The following is a 15,659-nucleotide window of genomic DNA, read 5'->3' on the forward strand; positions in this document are numbered from 1 at the left end:
CGGCCCTTCGCGCTGCCTTCAACCAGCCGTGTGTGTGCGTCCAGGGGACGCCGACGGAGCCGGAGCGACGCACCGCGGCAGATGGCGGACCGGCGGGACGAGGTGTTCGCGCGCCGGGCCGCCAAGGCGGCTTCGCTCACGGCCGATGCGGCCTGGGACCGTGGGCCCACGGCTCCGTCTCAGGCCTTCGGGGCCACCTTGCTCAGCCCGTTGATGATGCGGTCCATCGCGTCGCCGCCCGTCGGGTCGGTCAGGTTGGCGAGCATCTTCAGCGTGAACTTCATCAACAGCGGGTGGGTGAGACCGCGCTGAGCGGCGATCTTCATGACCTTCGGGTTGCCGATGAGCTTCACGAAGGCGCGGCCCAGCGTGTAGTAGCCGCCGTAGGTGTCCGCGAGGATCTGCGGGTAGCGGCGCAGGGCCAGTTCGCGCTGGGCGGGGGTGGCACGCGCGTGGGCCTGGACGATGACCTCGGCGGCGATCTGGCCGGACTCCATGGCGTAGGCGATGCCCTCGCCGTTGAACGGGTTCACCAGGCCGCCGGCGTCACCGACCAGCAGGAGGCCCTTGGTGTAGTGCGGCTTGCGGTTGAAGGCCATGGGCAGGGCGGCGCCGCGGATCGGGCCGGTCATGTTTTCGGGGGTGTAGCCCCAGTCCTCCGGCATGGACGCGCACCACGCCTTGAGGACCTCGCGCCAGTCGAGCTCCTTGAAGGAGGCGGAGGTGTTCAGAACCCCGAGGCCGACGTTCGAAGTACCGTCGCCCATGCCGAAGATCCAGCCGTAGCCGGGCAGCAGCCGGTCCTCGCCCGGCCCCCGGCGGTCCCACAGCTCCAGCCAGGACTCCAGGTAGTCGTCCTCGTGGCGCGGGGAGGTGAAGTAGGTGCGGACCGCGACGCCCATCGGGCGGTCCTCGCGGCGGTGCAGGCCCATCGCGAGCGACAGCCGGGTCGAGTTGCCGTCGGCGGCCACCACCAAGGGGGCGTGGAAGGTGACTTCGCGCTTCTCCTCGCCGAGCTTGGCGTGCACACCGGTGATCCGGCCGGTGCGGTCGTCGACGATCGGGGCGCCGACGTTGCAGCGCTCGTAGAGACGGGCGCCGGCCTTCTGGGCCTGGCGGGCGAGCTGCTCGTCGAAGTCGTCGCGCTTGCGGACGAGGCCGTAGTCCGGGAAGGAGGCGAGATCCGGCCAGTCCAGCTGGAGGCGGACCCCGCCGCCGATGATGCGCAGCCCCTTGTTGCGCAGCCAGCCGGCCTCCTCGGAGATGTCGATGCCCATGGCCACGAGCTGCTTGGTGGCGCGCGGGGTGAGGCCGTCGCCGCAGACCTTCTCCCGCGGGAACTCGGTCTTCTCCAGCAGGAGTACGTCGAGTCCGGCCTTGGCGAGGTAGTAGGCGGTCGTGGAGCCGGCTGGCCCCGCGCCGACGACGATCACATCGGCGGTGTTTTCGGAGAGGGGCTCGGTCACGGCGGGATCTCCCCAAGTTCGGAATCTGCGTGCCGACCGGCACTGGACATGGGCAGTCTATTCAGCAGAATTGATCACCCGGCTGAAGGGCTGCCCCGTGAACCGAGCTCTCCCCGTAGTACGGCTGCGTGTCCCCACGGACGAGGACGCGGTCGCCTGGCACCGGATCTTCGGCCACCCGGACGTCATGGAGTTCCACGGCGGCCGGCCCGCGGAGCTCTCGGTCTACGAGGAGCTCACCGCCCGCCAGCGCCGGCACGACGCGGAGCGCGGCTTCTGCCTGTGGACCATGCTGGACGGGGAGGACCGGGTCGTCGGGTTCACCGGCGCGCAGCCGTGGGAGCAGACGTGGGGGCCGGCCGGCGAGATCGAGATCGGGTGGCGGCTCGGCCGGGAACACTGGGGGCAGGGGTATGCCACGGCGGCCGCGCGGATGACGATCGAGCGGGTGCGGGCGGCCGGGGTGCCGAGCGTGGTGGCGATGGTGCAGTCCACGAATGCCCGGTCGATCGCGGTGACCCAGCGTCTGGGCATGCGGCTCGCGGAGGTCTTCAGGACCCCGGAGTCGGGACGGGAGGGGCACTGCTACCGGCTGGACCTCCAGGCCTCGTAAGCCGCTCCACACCCCAGATTTGATTACGCTGAGTAGCAAAAAGTCACGGATCAACACTCAGCGCTTCCGAACGGCACCCCCAGGCGGTTACCCTTCCAGTACCGCTGGGGGTGACATCTGTGCTCATACCGCCCAAAACACCCGAAGTGCGCGTGCCGCGGTTCGTCGGTCTGATGGCCGTGGACGCGCGCGAGACGGCCATGGCGCAAGGCGTGCTGCTGGCCGCACCCGACCGGCCCGACTTCCACCGCGCCGTCGTCGACTACGTCGTACGGCAGTACCCACCGCCCGGGGTGGAGGTGCCGCGCGGGGCCGTCGTCACCGTGTGGTTCGACTTCGCCGAGGGCGAGGGCGGCGGAGGCGCGGGAGTCCGCGAGCCGCGCGTACCGAGACCGGGCGGAGGCGGGCTGCAGCGCGAGCTGGACCGCCGACCGGACCCCTTCGAACCGATCGCCATGTAAGGGCCGGCAGACGGCCGAAGCCCGATCGGGGCCGACGGGCCCGACCAGAGCCGAGAGGCCCGATCAGAGCCGACAGGCCTCTCGGGGACCACGGGGCCCTCAGGGACGCCAGGTGGCCCAGGGACGCCAGGTGGTTCAGGGCTGCTTGAAGCCGCGGTGCAGGGTCACCACGCCGCCGGTGAGGTTGCGCCAGGCGACCTTGGACCAGCCGGCCTTGCGCAGGTGCTCGGCCAGTGCGGCCTGGTCGGGCCAGGCGCGGATGGACTCGGCGAGGTAGACGTACGCGTCGGGGTTGGAGGAGACCGCGCGCGCGACCGGGGGCAGGGCCCGCATCAGGTACTCGGTGTAGACGGTACGGAAGGGCGCCCAGGTCGGATGGGAGAACTCGCAGATCACGACCCGCCCGCCCGGCCTCGTCACCCGGTACATCTCGCGCAGGGCCGCGTCGAAGTCCTGCACGTTGCGCAGGCCGAAGGAGATCGTGACGGCGTCGAAGGTGTCGTCCTTGAAGGGCAGCCGGGTCGCGTCGCCGGCCGTGAAGGGCAGCCAGGTGTGCTTCTGCTTGCCGACCTGGAGCATGCCGAGGGAGAAGTCGCAGGGGACGACGTAGGCACCGGTCTGCGCGAAGGGGAGGGAGGAGGTCGCCGTGCCCGCGGCGAGGTCCAGAACCTTCTGCGCCGGGCGGGCGTCGACCGCCCTCGCCACCTCCTTGCGCCACCTCCGGTCCTGGCCGAGCGACAGCACGTCGTTCGTCAGGTCGTACCGTTCCGCCACGCGGTCGAACATCGAGGCGACTTCATGGGGCTGCTTGTTCAGGGAGGCGCGGGTCACCTCGTCATTCTTACAGCACGTCCTCACGGGAGAAGTCTCGGCTTCTTCTTCGCCGCCACGTCCTCCACCCACCCGCATGCCAGCACGAAGCCGCCGATCAGCACCCAGCTGATGCCGAACATGAACCACTGGCTCTCCAGCGGGAGGTACTTCTCGAAGGCGGGCACGTCCCAGAACCGGTCGATCAGCGGGACGGCGAGGATCAGGGCGATCTGGTGCCAGAGGTAGATCGTGACCGCGCGGGCGTTGAAGACGGTGACGATCCGGTTCGTCCGGCGCAGGCGGGTCAGCCAGGCGAAGTCGATCCCGAAGTACGCCTTCGCCCACATCAGCAGCAGCACGAAACCGGCCGACCAGAAGGCCTGCGCGAGCGGGTCCTCGTCCAGGTCGTAGGTGCCGAAGTCGGCCTGGTGCGAGAAGGCGTACCAGCCGCCGAAACCGATCGCCGCGAGCGAGAGCACGACGACGACGGCAGGCTTGAGCCGCTGCAGCACGCCGTCGCGGTGCGCGAAGCCGAGCATCCAGCAGAAGAGGTACGTCGACAGGTCCCACATCGCGGTGCCGAGCCGGTTGTCCGGGCCCGACCAGACGAAGTTCAGGACGAGGATCGGGGCGAGCGAGAGGCCGAGCACCGGGAGGGGCGCCAGGCGGAACGCACGCAGGAGAAGGGGGGACAGCAGGACGAACCAGAGGTAGGTGCGCAGGTACCAGAGGATCTCCCAGGCCTGCTCGCCCCAGGCGTTGCCCGGGGGGTCGCCCAGCGGGACGATCCAGTAGACGATCTCCCAGTTCGGCATCCAGTCGTGGATCAGCATCGCGAGGACGACGAAGACGCCCCAGAACCAGAAGGGTGGCAGGAGTCGACGGAACCGGCTCTTGACGACCTTGAGCGCGGGGCGCTCCAGGGACTTCGCCATCAGGGTGCCGGCCAGGCCGAACATGATGCCCATGGAGGGGAAGACCATGCCGGCCCAGGCCCAGCCGAAGGTGTGGTAGGTGACGACGCGGATGAGGGCGAGGGCACGAAGGGTGTCGAAGTAGCGGTCCCGCTGCGGCGGTACCGGCTCGGCCTCCTTGGCCTCCTTGGCCTCCTTGGCCTCCTTGGCCTCCTTGGCGTCCGTCACCTCGGCTGCCGGTTCCGACTCCGGCTCCGGCTCCACCACCGGCAGGGGTGCCGTCTCCTCGACGGCGACGCCCTGCCCGTACTCCCCGAACTCCCCGTACGCCCCGTACTCCTGGGGATACGGCTGCTGCGCGTACTGCTGCTGGCCGTAGTCGTACCCCTGCGGATAGGGCTGCTGGGGCCCGTAGCCCTGCTGAGGCGCGTAGCCCTGTTGGGACACGTGCCCCTGCTGAGGCCCGTAGCCCTGCTGTTCCCAGCTCATCCGCTCGCTCCCGCCGGAGTGCCGACCTCGCCGGTCCGCTTCAGTTTCTGCCAGCGCAGACGGCCACCTGTGAGGGCCGTGATGCAGGAGTGGATGAGGACGAGGTACATCATCTGGCGGTAGGCCAGTTGCTGCAGAGGCATCATCAGCAGGTAGCGGTACTTCTCCTTGTCCAGGTGGAAGGCGTACGCCGCGCAGCCGAGCTGGACGCCCAGGACCGCCAGCCAGGCCAGCAGGGCCGCCTGGAAGTCGATGAAGATCATCGAGTAGACGGTGAAGACGTCGATGAGCGGGGCGAAGACCGGCGTGATGATCTGGAAGAGGACCACCAGCGGCATGCCCACGCGGCCGAAGCGGCCCGAAGGACCCTTGTCCGTGAGGGACTTGCGGTGCTTCCACAGGGCCTGCATGGTGCCGTACGACCAGCGGTAGCGCTGGGACCACAGCTGTTTCAGGGAGCCGGGCGCCTCCGTCCAGGCCTTTGCGTGCTCCTGGTACACGACCTGCCAGCCCGCCCGGTGCATGGCGATGGTGATGTCGGTGTCCTCGGCGAGGGTGTCCTCGCTCATGCCGCCGACCTCCAGCACGGCGTCCCGGCGGAACGCGCCGATCGCGCCGGGGATGGTCGGCATGCAGCGCAGCAGGTCGTACATCCGGCGGTCGAGGTTGAAGCCCATCACGTACTCGATGTGCTGCCAGGCGCCGATGATCGTGTTGCGGTTGCCGACCTTGGCGTTGCCGGCGACCGCGCCGACCTTCGGGTCGGCGAAGGGCTGCACGAGCTGGTGCACGGCGTCCGGCTCGAAGACGGTGTCGCCGTCCATCATGATGACGATGTCGTAACTGGCGTTGCGGACACCGTTGTTGAGGGCGGCCGGCTTGCCCGCGTTCTCCTGCCGGATGACCCGGACGTTCGTCATGCCGAGGGACATCGCCGCCTCGCGCGAGATCTCGGACGTGCCGTCCGTGGACCCGTCGTCGACCACGATGATCTCGATCGGGTGGGTGCTCTGCGCCAGCGACTGGAGCGTGTTGGCGATGCACTCCTTCTCGTTGTACGCCGGGACGATCACGGTGACCGGGCGGGTGACCGTCGGTCCCCAGCTGAAGCGGCGCTTGTTGCGGAGTCTGTTGTGGCGGCGGGCCAGGATGAGCATCATCCCGAAGCGGCCCATGACGGCCACGCCGACGATCATCAGCCCGACCGAGAGCGCCGGGACGGTCCACTCGGCCAGTGCGACCGCCGCGATGAGGGCCTTGCCCTCGTAGAGGGTCACACCGGTGGCGTCGCGGTGGGCGGCCTGGAGGGGATCGCGTGTGTTCCCCACGCCCGTGCCCGTGCCCGTACCGTTGCCGTACCCGTTGCCGCCGCCGAGACCGCCCTCGGCGTTGGGCACGCCCCCGGGCTGTTCCCCGGAGACGGGGGCCCCGGAAGCCTGCCGGCCGGCCGTGTTCTGCTGACCGGCCGTGTTCTGCGCGCTCGCGCCCTGCCCGCCGTTCCGCTTCTGCAGCACGCCGCTGACGGTGGTGAAGCTGTACCCCGCCGCCTTCATCTTCTTGATGTACTTGGGCAGCGCCTTGATCGTCTGCGAGCGCTCGCCGCCCGCGTCGTGGAAGAGCACCGACGCGCCCTTGCCGTCTTCCGGAGTGGCCTGGCTGACGATCTTCGAGACGCCGGGCTTCTTCCAGTCGTTGCTGTCGGTGTCGACGAAGACGCTGGTGTAGCCGTCCTTGCCGAGCTCCTGGTAGACGGGCCAGCTGTAGTTGTCGATGGCGTCCGTCTCGGAGGAGTACGGGGCGCGGAAGAGCGTGGTCGTGATGCCGGCCGCGCCCGCGAGCGCGAGCTGTGTCTGGGTCATCTCGCGGGAGACGCGGGCGTCGCTCTGGTAGGAGAGGTCGACGTGGGTGAAGGTGTGGATGCCCACCTCGTTCCCCTCGTCGACCATGTCCTTCACGATGCCCGGGTAGCGCGAGACCATCGAGCCCACCACGAAGAACGTGCCGGGGACGTCGTACTCCTCGAGGATCTTCAGCACCTGCGGGGTCCAGGTCGGGTTCGGACCGTCGTCGAAGGTGAGCGCGATCGTCTTGTCCGGTACGGAGACCGTGGTGGCCTGGCCGCCGCGGAAGGTGAGGATCGGGCCGCCGTTGAGCACCTTGTCCGGGACCTTGCTGGAGCTGGCGCCGGTGCGCACCCGCTCGTCGCCGCCGACTTCGGCGCGCAGATAGCCGTCGAGCAGCATCACGCTGGTCAGCGCGAGCAGGAGCAGCAGGGCGAGGATGACACGGGGTTTCTGCAGCGCCGCGGCCTTGCCCGCCGCCCGTTTCATCCGGGTGGGGGCGCGGCGGCGGCCGCGGGATGGGGTCGTGGTCGTCGTCATGGCGGTGGGGCGTTCCCGTCAGTTGGCGGAGGCGGAGGCGGACGGGGAGGCGATGTCCGTGGGCACCGCGGTCGGGCCGCCGCCGCCGGGCACGCCCACCTGGTAGCCGACACCGCCGTTGGGGCGGATGCCGCCCCCGGGTCCTTGTCGGTTCTGGCCGTTTCCGCCGAACGGCAGCAGCGAGGACGGTGTCAGCGAGGTGCCCCAGCCCATGAAGGCGGCACCGAGGACGGCCGCGTAGGCGAGGCAGCCGACGCCGACGAGGATGCCGAACCGGCGCAGCAGCTTGGACCGGCGTCCGGAGTTGTCGACGAACACGGGCCCCTCGGCGGAGTCGTCGCCGCGTTTGCGACGGCGACCGCGAACGGCGTCACGACTGTCGAGGGAAGGCTCGGATGACTCGGATTGCATTCTCCGGATATTAGTGAAGCTTTATGTGTCAGGAACTCAGAAACACATGTGAGAGACCCATGAGAAACTCCTTAATCTGTCACTTTCCTGAGAGTTTCCCAGAACGCCTGCGGAGACGGGCCCCGATAAGGCAGCGTTGATTGCCCCTTTTGTGGGAGTGATTGTCCGTTTTTACAGTGCAGTGTCCATGACGTACCTGTACGTTCCCTGTTCAAAATTTGTGCGGCTTCATGTGAGACATTTTCGCTTGGAATACGTACTCCCTTTTCACGCTTGGATAGAAATCACGAGAGCGGGTGCATGTTTAATGAGGAGTTTCCTGAAGCCGATGGCGGGGCTCGGTTGCCTGTTTGCCCTGGCCACGGCGGGGTGCTCCGCGGGGTCCGACGGCAGTACGGACGCTGCACCCGGGCCGCCCGGAAAGAGCTCGGCGTCCCCTTCCGCGACGGCCTCGGAGGCGGCCTCCTCGGCCACCGCCTACGCGCCGTACGTCAGCGCGACCGAGGCCTCCGACAACGACTCCGCCGGCTCCCCCACCACGTACAACCTGGCCTTCGTCATCTCCGGCGGCAGCAGCTGTACGCCGAAGTGGAACGGGACGAGCGCGGTGGACGACTCGACGGTCAAGTCCCGCGTCACGGCGCTGACGGACTCGGGGGCCACGGTCCGGGTCTCCTTCGGCGGGGCCTCCGGCAAGGAGCTGGCGACGACCTGTGACAGCGCCTCCGCGCTGGCGAAGGCGTACGGCGAGGCGCTGGACGCGGCCGGTTCCGCCCAGGCCGACTTCGACATCGAGGGGGACACCCTGACCGACTCCGACTCGGTCGCCCTGCGTTCCAAGGCGATCGCCCTGCTCCAGGAGGACCGCCCCGACCTGGAGGTCTCCTTCACCCTCCCGGTGATGCCGTCCGGGCTGGACGACGACAGCCTCGCGCTGCTGGAGTCGGCGAACAAGTACGACGTGCAGGTCTCCACCGTCAACATCATGACGATGAACTACGGGGAGTCGTACACCGGCGACATGGGCACGTACGCCATCACCTCGGCGAAGGCCGCGCAGGCACAGTTGAGGGAGGTGTTCGGGACGGCGGACGAGACCGCGTGGAAGGCCATGGCGCTCACCTCGATGATCGGCACGAACGACGTCGACAACGAGACGTTCTCGCTGGCCGACGCGGCCGAGGTGCGGGCGTTCGCCGAGGAGAAGTCGATCGCGTGGGTGTCGATGTGGGCGACCTTCCGCGACCAGCAGTGCGCGGACGGCACCTCCACCGACGACGCGCTCACCAACTGCAGCGGCGTGGACCAGAGTTCGGGTGCGTTCGCGAAGGCGTTCAGCTGACGGCCCCCGGGCCTGCCCGGTCACGGCGCTAGCGCCGCCGGTGTACGAGCCGTCCCGCGCAGACCGTCGCGACGCATGTGCCGGCCTCGTCGAACACGGCGAGGTCGGCGCGGCCGAGGTCGGTGATGGCGGTGGGGCGGGGCGCGGACAGCACGGTGACGTCGTTGCGGGCGGCCGCCGCTCGCAGGTCCGCCGATCCGGTGTGCTCGGCAAGCACCGCCACCGCACCGGACTTCAGTACCGCGTGGATGCGTTCGCGGGGGCTCGGCGCCTCCGGGAGCGGCCCCTCGTGGACCCGGGCGGGCCCGAGCACACCCGGCCAGCTCCGCACCCGTGCGCCCGGGAAACGCTCCCGGACCTCCGCCAGCGGGCCCACGGCGACGACTTGGGCGCCCTCGACGACGACGGCGCCTTCCTCGAGGGGCTCGTCGTCCCAGGCGCGCCGGACCTCGCCGGCCGTGTGGATCGTCAGCAACGCGGGCCTAGTTGGAAGCCAGCAGCTTCAACTCGGGGTGGGCCGTGCCGCCCTCGATGGCGGTGGAGGAGATGTGGGAGGCGACCCGCTCGTCGACGGGGTCGTTCGCCGGGTCGTCGTGGACGACGAGGTGCTCGTAGGTCGTCGCGCGCTGGGCGGGGACCCGGCCCGCCTTGCGGATCAGGTCGATGATCTCCAGCCGGTTGGAACGGTGCCTGGCACCGGCCGACGACACGACGTTCTCCTCGAGCATGATCGAGCCGAGGTCGTCGGCGCCGTAGTGCAGGGAGAGTTGGCCGACCTCCTTGCCCGTGGTCAGCCAGGAGCCCTGGATGTGCTGCACGTTGTCCATGAACAGCCGCGCGATGGCGATCATCCGCAGGTACTCGAAGAGGGTCGCCTGGGTGCGGCCCTTCAGGTGGTTGTTCTCGGGCTGGTAGGTGTACGGAATGAAGGCGCGGAAGCCGCCCGTCCGGTCCTGTACGTCACGGATCATCCGCAGGTGCTCGATGCGCTCGGCGTTGGTCTCGCCGGTGCCCATCAGCATGGTGGACGTCGACTCGACGCCCAGCCGATGCGCGGTCTCCATGATCTCCAGCCAGCGCTCGCCGCTCTCCTTGAGCGGCGCGATGGCCTTGCGGGGCCGCTCGGGGAGGAGTTCGGCGCCGGCGCCGGCGAAGGAGTCGAGACCGGCCGCGTGGATCCGGGTGATGGCCTCCTCGACCGACACCTTCGAGATCCGGGCCATGTGCTCGACCTCGCTCGCCCCCAGGCTGTGGATGACGAGCTGCGGGAACTCCTTCTTGATGGCGGCGAAGTGCTTCTCGTAGTACTCCACGCCGTAGTCCGGGTGGTGGCCGCCCTGGAACATGATCTGGGTGCCGCCGAGTTCGACGGTCTCGGCGCACCGGCGCAGGATGTCGTCCAGGTCGCGGGTCCAGCCCTTGGCCGTGTCCTTCGGCGCCGAGTAGAAGGCGCAGAACTTGCACGCCGTGACACACACGTTCGTGTAGTTGATGTTCCGCTCGATGATGTACGTCGCGATGTGCTCGATCCCGGCGTACTTACGGCGGCGTACGGCGTCGGCGGCGGCGCCCAGCGCGTGCAGGGGCGCGTCCCGGTAGAGGTCGAGCGCCTCCTCGGGGGTGATCCGCCCACCGGCGGCGGCGCGGTCGAGGACGGACTGAAGGTCGGCCTTCTCGGTCACCGGGAGCGTCCCTTTCGTCAAGGGTTGATGAGAACAGGGCGCGAAGCGCCTTCGAAACAGGGGTGGTGGTGGGAGACGGGCGGGCGGACAAAGCCAGCCTACGCCAGCGTTTTCGCCCGGCTCGCCTCAGGCCGTGTACGCGCCGATCAGCAGCCCGGCGAGCGTTCCCGCCAGCATGAACGGCCCGAACGCGATCGCCGTCCCCCGCCCGGCCCGGCCCAGCACGACGAGCACACCCCCGTACACCGCGCCCAGCAGGAACGCGGCGAGGGTACCCAGCATGAGGGTCGGCCAGCCGTACCAGCCGAGGACGGCGCCCGTCCCGAGGGCCAGTTTCACGTCGCCGAAGGCGAGACCGGCCGGGTTGATCAGATGGAGGAGCAGATGACCGGCGCCCAGGGCCGACGCGCCCAGCAGGGCCGTCGTCCAGCTCCCGGCGTGCTCGGGCAGCAGGGCTACCGGGCCGAGGAGGGCGAGCGCGGCGGCCGCGAGGGGGAGGGTGAGCGGGTCGGGCAGCCTCTGCACCCGCAGGTCGACGACGGCCAGCAGCACCCCGGCGGGCGCGAGCAGCAGCCACACCGCCAGCTCCGGCCGGGTGCCCGTGGCCGCGGTGAGGGCCGCGCAGACGAGCGCGGTGACGGTGGGGAGGAGCAGACCGCCGGGACCGTACGACGGTGTGGCGGCCGTGGCCGCGAGGCGGCCGGCGTCCGCCGCGGCCACCGGCCCACCGGACGCGGCGCACGGACGGCACCGCGCCCACCCGAGCCACCCCCGTACCGGATGCCCCGTCGGGCAGGACATCCGCCAGCCGCCGTCCGCCTCCTCCACGGGTACGGAGAAGCGGTACGCCGCCCTCGGCAGCAGCGCCCCCGCCGTCGCGCCCCACAGCGCGGCGAGGACGATCAGCACGAGGTCACCGGGCGGCGTAAGCATCGCGAGCCATGCTGGGGATCACGCGAGCCATGCTAGGGATCATCGGTGACACGGGTCATCCCACCTTGGACATGCGGGCCTCGGGGTTGCCCTCCGCGGAGCTGTCCGAGCTGTACGTCAGGTCGTCGCCGGTCGGGGTGAAGCGGATGGTGTGGGGGTCCGGGTTGCAGCCCGCGTGGTTGCTCTTCGCGCCCACCGAGGTGGCGACGACCTCCTTCCCCGTCACCTGCTTCAGCGTCAGCTCGTCGACGCAGACCCCGCCGAGCACGTCGGTCTGGCGCAGTTCGCCCAGCTTCCCTCCCACGGTCGTCTGCCGGAGCGTGACCCGGAAGGTGCCCATGGGGAGGGTGCCGCCGAGGCCGCTGCCCTCGCCCTCCCAGACACCGACATAGCGCGCCGGGAGCCCGCCCGAACCGGCGGCCGGGACGGAGGGCGCGGCGGAGGACGCGGCGGACGACTCGGCACTGCTCGCGCTGTCCGCGCCGCCGCGGTCGCCGCCGCCCGGCAGCAGGTCGAAGACGAACACGGAGCCGACCGTCACCGCGGCCAGCGCCCCCGCGACCGCCAGCGCGAGCGTGCAGCTGACCCGCCGGACGCGCCCGCCCTCCCCGGGCGCCGCCGCGGCCGACACGGTGAGGGACACCTTCCCGGGCCGCTCGGTCCCCTCGTGCCGCCGCTCCGGCACGGCGTCCCGGGGCCCCGGCACCCCGGACGTCCCAGAGGTCCGCACCGGCGTGTCCATCACCGGTGGCGGCCCGAACTCCCCCACGGTCACCGGCTCCTCCACCGCCACCGGCTCCCCCGCTCCCACCGACGCACTGCTGAACCCCACCGGCCCCGACGCCGCCACGACTTCCGCGCCCGCCGCCTCCAGGTTGAGCAGCTGTACGGCGCTGCGCCCCACCTGCTCCACCAGCGCACCCGGCAGCCACCCGCCCGCCACCAGCCGGGCCGCGCCGTCGGGTGCGAGCCGCCCGGCCACCTCGTCGGGTGCCGGCCGGGCGGACGGGTCCTTGGCCAGGCAGGCCTCGACGACCTCCCGCAGCGCTCCCTCCCCCAACTTCCCCAGCACCGGCTCCTCGTGCACGACCTTGTAGAGCAGCGCGGCGGACGAGTCGCCGGGGAAGGGCGGTTCGCCGGTGGCCGCGTACGCCAGCACCGCGCCGAGGGAGAAGACGTCGGCCGCGCCGGACACTCCCTTGCCGAGGATCTGTTCGGGGGCCATGTAGCCGGGCGAGCCGACGGAGACGCCGGTGGAGGTGAGCGAGGCCGTGCCGTCCGTCGCGCGGGCGATGCCGAAGTCGATGAGCAGTGGGCCGTCCACCGTCAGCAGCACGTTGGACGGCTTGACGTCCCGGTGCACGAGGCCCAGCGCGTGCACGGCCGCCAGCGCCTCCGCGAGCCCCGCCCCCAGCACCCGTGCGGTGTGTTCGGGCAGCGGCCCGCCGGCCGCGGTGACCGCCGAGGCCAGGGAGGGACCGGCGGCGTACGCGGTCGCCACCCACGGCACCGGTGCCTCCGGGTCGGCGTCCAGCACCGGCGCGGTCCAGGCGCCGCCCACCCGGCGCGCGGCCTCGACCTCGCGCCGGAACCGGGCGCGGAACTCCTCGTCGAGCGCGAGGTGCGGGTGCACGATCTTCACGGCGAGCGTGCGGCCTCCGGCGCTGCGGCCGAGGTACACCCGGCCCATCCCGCCGGAACCGAGCCGGCCGAGCAGCCGGTAGGGCCCGACGGCCGTGGGTTCATCGGCTCCGAGCGGGTGCATGACGTTCCCCTCTCCCCCGAATTGCGCCATCGATCCCACTGATCCCATCAATCGCATATAAGCATTAGGTCGTATAAGCGATTCATCGTCGTGCTCTGACAACACCCGGGGCAATGCTGGCACTGATCCTGACGGACAGTCGCCGGTACGGAAGGACAGAGCAACCGTGAAAATCCTGAGAAGACCCGCCCCGACGGGGCGTTCACACAGGCACCGGCTCCTGGTCGCCGTCATGACCCCCCTCTTCGCCCTGCCCCCCACGCTCGCGAGCGCGCAGGGGGCGTGGCTGACGCTGCCGTCACTGGACACCGGTCGTTCCCACCTGGCGGCGGCGACCGCGCCCTGCCCCGGCGCGCCGGGCCACAAGGACAAGGACACGGACGCCTGTGTGTACGCGATCGACGGCACCACCACCGGCGCCAATGTGGTGAACACGGTCCAGGCCTACAACCCCGCCACCAACACCTGGATCAATGTCGCCTCGCCCGACACCAAGCGCCGCGACCTGGCGGCCGCCACCGCGCCCTGCCCCGGCAGCGGCGGCGAAAAGGAGAGCACCGGCGAACACGGCACTGCCGGGGGCCACGGAAGCACCGACGACCACGGAAGCACCGGCGACCACCGCAGTACCTGCGTGTACGCGTTCGGCGGCACCGACGGCAGCATCCCGCTGACCACGGTCGAGGCCTACGACCCCACCACCAACGTCTGGACCCCCGTCGCGCCGCTGAACACCGCGCGCACCGATCTCGCCGGCGCGGCCGCCCCTTGCCCGAGGAACGTCACGGGCCTCAAGGGCATCTGCGTGTACGCGATCGGCGGCACCACCACCGCGGACCGTACGGTCGAGGCCTACAGTCCGGAGACGAACCGGTGGGAGTACCTGCCTGACCTGCCGACGATCCGCAGCGGCCTGGCCGCGGCCACCGCTCTGTGCCCCGCCGCCGTCGTCGGACGGAAGGAGCTCTGCGTGTACGCCGTCGGCGGTGGCACGACCAACGCCGAGCGCCGCCGGGTGGAGGTCTTCCTCCCCGTGGCCGGCGTATGGGCGACCCTGCCCGACCTGCCCACCCCGCGGAGCGAGCTCGCCGCAGCGGGCGCTCCCTGCCCCACGCAGAAGGACGTGAGCTGCGTCTACGCGGTCGGCGGCGCCAACGCCGCCGGCAATCCGCTCGACGCGACGGAGACGTACAACCCGGCGGCCAACATCTGGGGGACGCTGCCACAGCTGCCCACTCGGCGCACCGAGCTGGCCGCGACGTCCGCGCCGTGCCCCGACGACCTGCGCCGCCACTGCGTCTACGCGATCGGCGGCGAGGACGGCACACGACTGGCGACGGTGGAGGCCTTCGACATCGACCAGTGACCCCTCCGGCCGTGGCCCCTCCGGGCGGTCACGGCCGGAGCAGTTCCACCTTCACGTCCGCCGGGAAGCCCGTCGTCGGGCCGACCCGGCGGGCGAACTCCGCGACCGCGCTCAGCTGCGGCCCGCCGAAGCGGAAGTCGAGGGTGGTGAAGTACTGCTCCAGCACCCGCTCGTCGAACGCCTCCCAGCGGGCCGCCTGCTCGGCGACCTTGCCGACCTCGTCCAGGGAGAGGTTGCGGGAGGCCAGGAAGGCCTGGTGGACCTCGCGGGTGATCACCGGCTGCCGCTCCAGGTAGTCCCGGCGGGCGGCCCAGACCGCGAAGACGAACGGCAGCCCCGTCCATTCCTTCCAGAGCGCGCCCAGATCGTGCACCTGGAGCCCGAAACGCGGCCCGTCGAGCAGGTTGGCCCGCAGGGCCGCGTCGCCGATCAGTACGGCCGCCTCGGCCTCCTGCATCATCAGGCTGAGGTCGGGCGGGCACGTGTAGTAGTCGGGCCGTACGCCGTAGCGCTCGGCGAGGAGCAGCTGTGCCAGGCGTACGGAGGTGCGGGAGGTGGAGCCGAGGGCGACGCGGGCTCCGTCGAGCTTCTCCAGGGGGACCTGCGAGACGATCACGCAGGACATGACCGGACCGTCGCAGCCGACGGCGATGTCGGGGAAGGCGACCAGGTCGTCGGCGTTCCTGAGGAACTCGACCAGGGTGATGGGCCCGATGTCGAGGTCTCCCTGCACCAGCTTCTCGCTGAGCTTCTCCGGGGTGTCCTTGGTGAGCTCGAAGTCGAGGAGTGTGCCCGTTCTCGCGAGCCCCCAATACAGGGGCAGGCAGTTCAGGAACTGGATGTGGCCGACGCGCGGCCGGGTGCGAGATTTGTCCACATCGCGAGACTAGACCCGCTGGAGTACCCTTCGAACTCCGCCCCCGGGTCAACCGTCCCAAGGGATCTTCAAACATCCGGGTGACGTGATCTTGAGCTCTGTTGCTTTCGGCTGCCTGCATGCTAGGCTCGCCGCAAGTTGCAGTT

14 protein-coding genes are annotated in these 15,659 nt (G+C 70.4%); 4 read left to right on the forward strand and 10 right to left on the reverse strand.

The window, feature by feature from the left end; all coding sequences use genetic code 11:
* Nucleotides 1–179 precede the first annotated feature (179 nt).
* Nucleotides 180–1,466, reverse strand: coding sequence for a geranylgeranyl reductase family protein (locus ABT057_RS35030; protein ID WP_352347898.1), 1,287 nt, complete (start codon nucleotides 1,464–1,466; stop codon nucleotides 180–182).
* Between the two features lie 70 nt (nucleotides 1,467–1,536).
* Here ABT057_RS35030 and ABT057_RS35035 point away from each other — a divergent pair, with 70 nt between their 5' ends.
* Nucleotides 1,537–2,079 carry a GNAT family N-acetyltransferase gene (locus ABT057_RS35035; RefSeq protein WP_352347899.1) on the forward strand — a complete coding sequence of 181 codons (543 nt, stop codon included), beginning with the start codon at nucleotides 1,537–1,539 and terminating at the stop codon, nucleotides 2,077–2,079.
* A 119-nt stretch (nucleotides 2,080–2,198) separates the two neighbouring features.
* Nucleotides 2,199–2,540: a PASTA domain-containing protein gene (locus ABT057_RS35040; protein ID WP_352347900.1), complete on the forward strand. Its 342-nt coding sequence runs from the start codon at nucleotides 2,199–2,201 to the stop codon at nucleotides 2,538–2,540.
* Between the two features lie 135 nt (nucleotides 2,541–2,675).
* Here ABT057_RS35040 and ABT057_RS35045 read toward each other — a convergent pair whose 3' ends face one another.
* Genes ABT057_RS35045 through ABT057_RS35060 form a run of 4 tightly spaced genes read right to left on the reverse strand, consistent with a single transcriptional unit; the run spans nucleotide 2,676 to nucleotide 7,548 of the window.
* A complete protein-coding gene (locus ABT057_RS35045; RefSeq protein WP_352347901.1) occupies nucleotides 2,676–3,371 on the reverse strand; it encodes a demethylmenaquinone methyltransferase in 696 nt (231 codons plus the stop codon).
* Between the two features lie 23 nt (nucleotides 3,372–3,394).
* Nucleotides 3,395–4,756, reverse strand: a complete 1,362-nt coding sequence (locus tag ABT057_RS35050) for an acyltransferase family protein (protein WP_352347902.1) — start codon at nucleotides 4,754–4,756, stop codon at nucleotides 3,395–3,397.
* The gene (locus ABT057_RS35055; RefSeq protein ID WP_352347903.1) at nucleotides 4,753–7,137 is read right to left on the reverse strand and encodes a bifunctional polysaccharide deacetylase/glycosyltransferase family 2 protein; all 2,385 of its coding nucleotides are present in this window, start codon (nucleotides 7,135–7,137) and stop codon (nucleotides 4,753–4,755) included. The genes ABT057_RS35050 and ABT057_RS35055 overlap by 4 nt, the downstream gene beginning before the upstream one ends.
* 18 nt (nucleotides 7,138–7,155) lie before the next feature.
* Nucleotides 7,156–7,548: a hypothetical protein gene (locus ABT057_RS35060; RefSeq protein ID WP_352347904.1), complete on the reverse strand. Its 393-nt coding sequence runs from the start codon at nucleotides 7,546–7,548 to the stop codon at nucleotides 7,156–7,158.
* 307 nt (nucleotides 7,549–7,855) lie between these two features.
* Here ABT057_RS35060 and ABT057_RS35065 point away from each other — a divergent pair, with 307 nt between their 5' ends.
* The gene (locus tag ABT057_RS35065; RefSeq protein WP_352347905.1) at nucleotides 7,856–8,890 is read left to right on the forward strand and encodes a chitinase; all 1,035 of its coding nucleotides are present in this window, start codon (nucleotides 7,856–7,858) and stop codon (nucleotides 8,888–8,890) included.
* Nucleotides 8,891–8,918: 28 nt separating this feature from the next.
* On the opposite strand, the gene ABT057_RS35070 is transcribed toward ABT057_RS35065, so the two are convergent.
* The 4 genes from ABT057_RS35070 to ABT057_RS35085 form a co-directional block, all read right to left on the reverse strand.
* The gene (locus tag ABT057_RS35070; RefSeq protein ID WP_352347906.1) at nucleotides 8,919–9,365 is read right to left on the reverse strand and encodes an imidazolonepropionase-like domain-containing protein; all 447 of its coding nucleotides are present in this window, start codon (nucleotides 9,363–9,365) and stop codon (nucleotides 8,919–8,921) included.
* A 7-nt stretch (nucleotides 9,366–9,372) separates the two neighbouring features.
* Nucleotides 9,373–10,572, reverse strand: a complete 1,200-nt coding sequence (mqnC, locus tag ABT057_RS35075; RefSeq protein ID WP_352347907.1) for a cyclic dehypoxanthinyl futalosine synthase — start codon at nucleotides 10,570–10,572, stop codon at nucleotides 9,373–9,375.
* A 126-nt stretch (nucleotides 10,573–10,698) separates the two neighbouring features.
* Entirely contained in the window at nucleotides 10,699–11,505 is an 807-nt protein-coding gene (locus ABT057_RS35080; protein WP_352347908.1) for a prepilin peptidase, read from the reverse strand.
* Between the two features lie 55 nt (nucleotides 11,506–11,560).
* Nucleotides 11,561–13,270, reverse strand: coding sequence for a serine/threonine-protein kinase (locus tag ABT057_RS35085; protein ID WP_352347909.1), 1,710 nt, complete (start codon nucleotides 13,268–13,270; stop codon nucleotides 11,561–11,563).
* Between the two features lie 232 nt (nucleotides 13,271–13,502).
* Here ABT057_RS35085 and ABT057_RS35090 point away from each other — a divergent pair, with 232 nt between their 5' ends.
* Nucleotides 13,503–14,636 carry a Kelch repeat-containing protein gene (locus ABT057_RS35090; protein WP_352347910.1) on the forward strand — a complete coding sequence of 378 codons (1,134 nt, stop codon included), beginning with the start codon at nucleotides 13,503–13,505 and terminating at the stop codon, nucleotides 14,634–14,636.
* Nucleotides 14,637–14,664: 28 nt separating this feature from the next.
* On the opposite strand, the gene ABT057_RS35095 is transcribed toward ABT057_RS35090, so the two are convergent.
* Nucleotides 14,665–15,513, reverse strand: a complete 849-nt coding sequence (locus tag ABT057_RS35095) for a menaquinone biosynthetic enzyme MqnA/MqnD family protein (protein ID WP_352347911.1) — start codon at nucleotides 15,511–15,513, stop codon at nucleotides 14,665–14,667.
* Nucleotides 15,514–15,659 lie beyond the last annotated feature (146 nt).

The sequence above is a fragment of the Streptomyces sp. NPDC002588 genome, from assembly GCF_040295925.1.
Classification (GTDB): domain Bacteria; phylum Actinomycetota; class Actinomycetes; order Streptomycetales; family Streptomycetaceae; genus Streptomyces.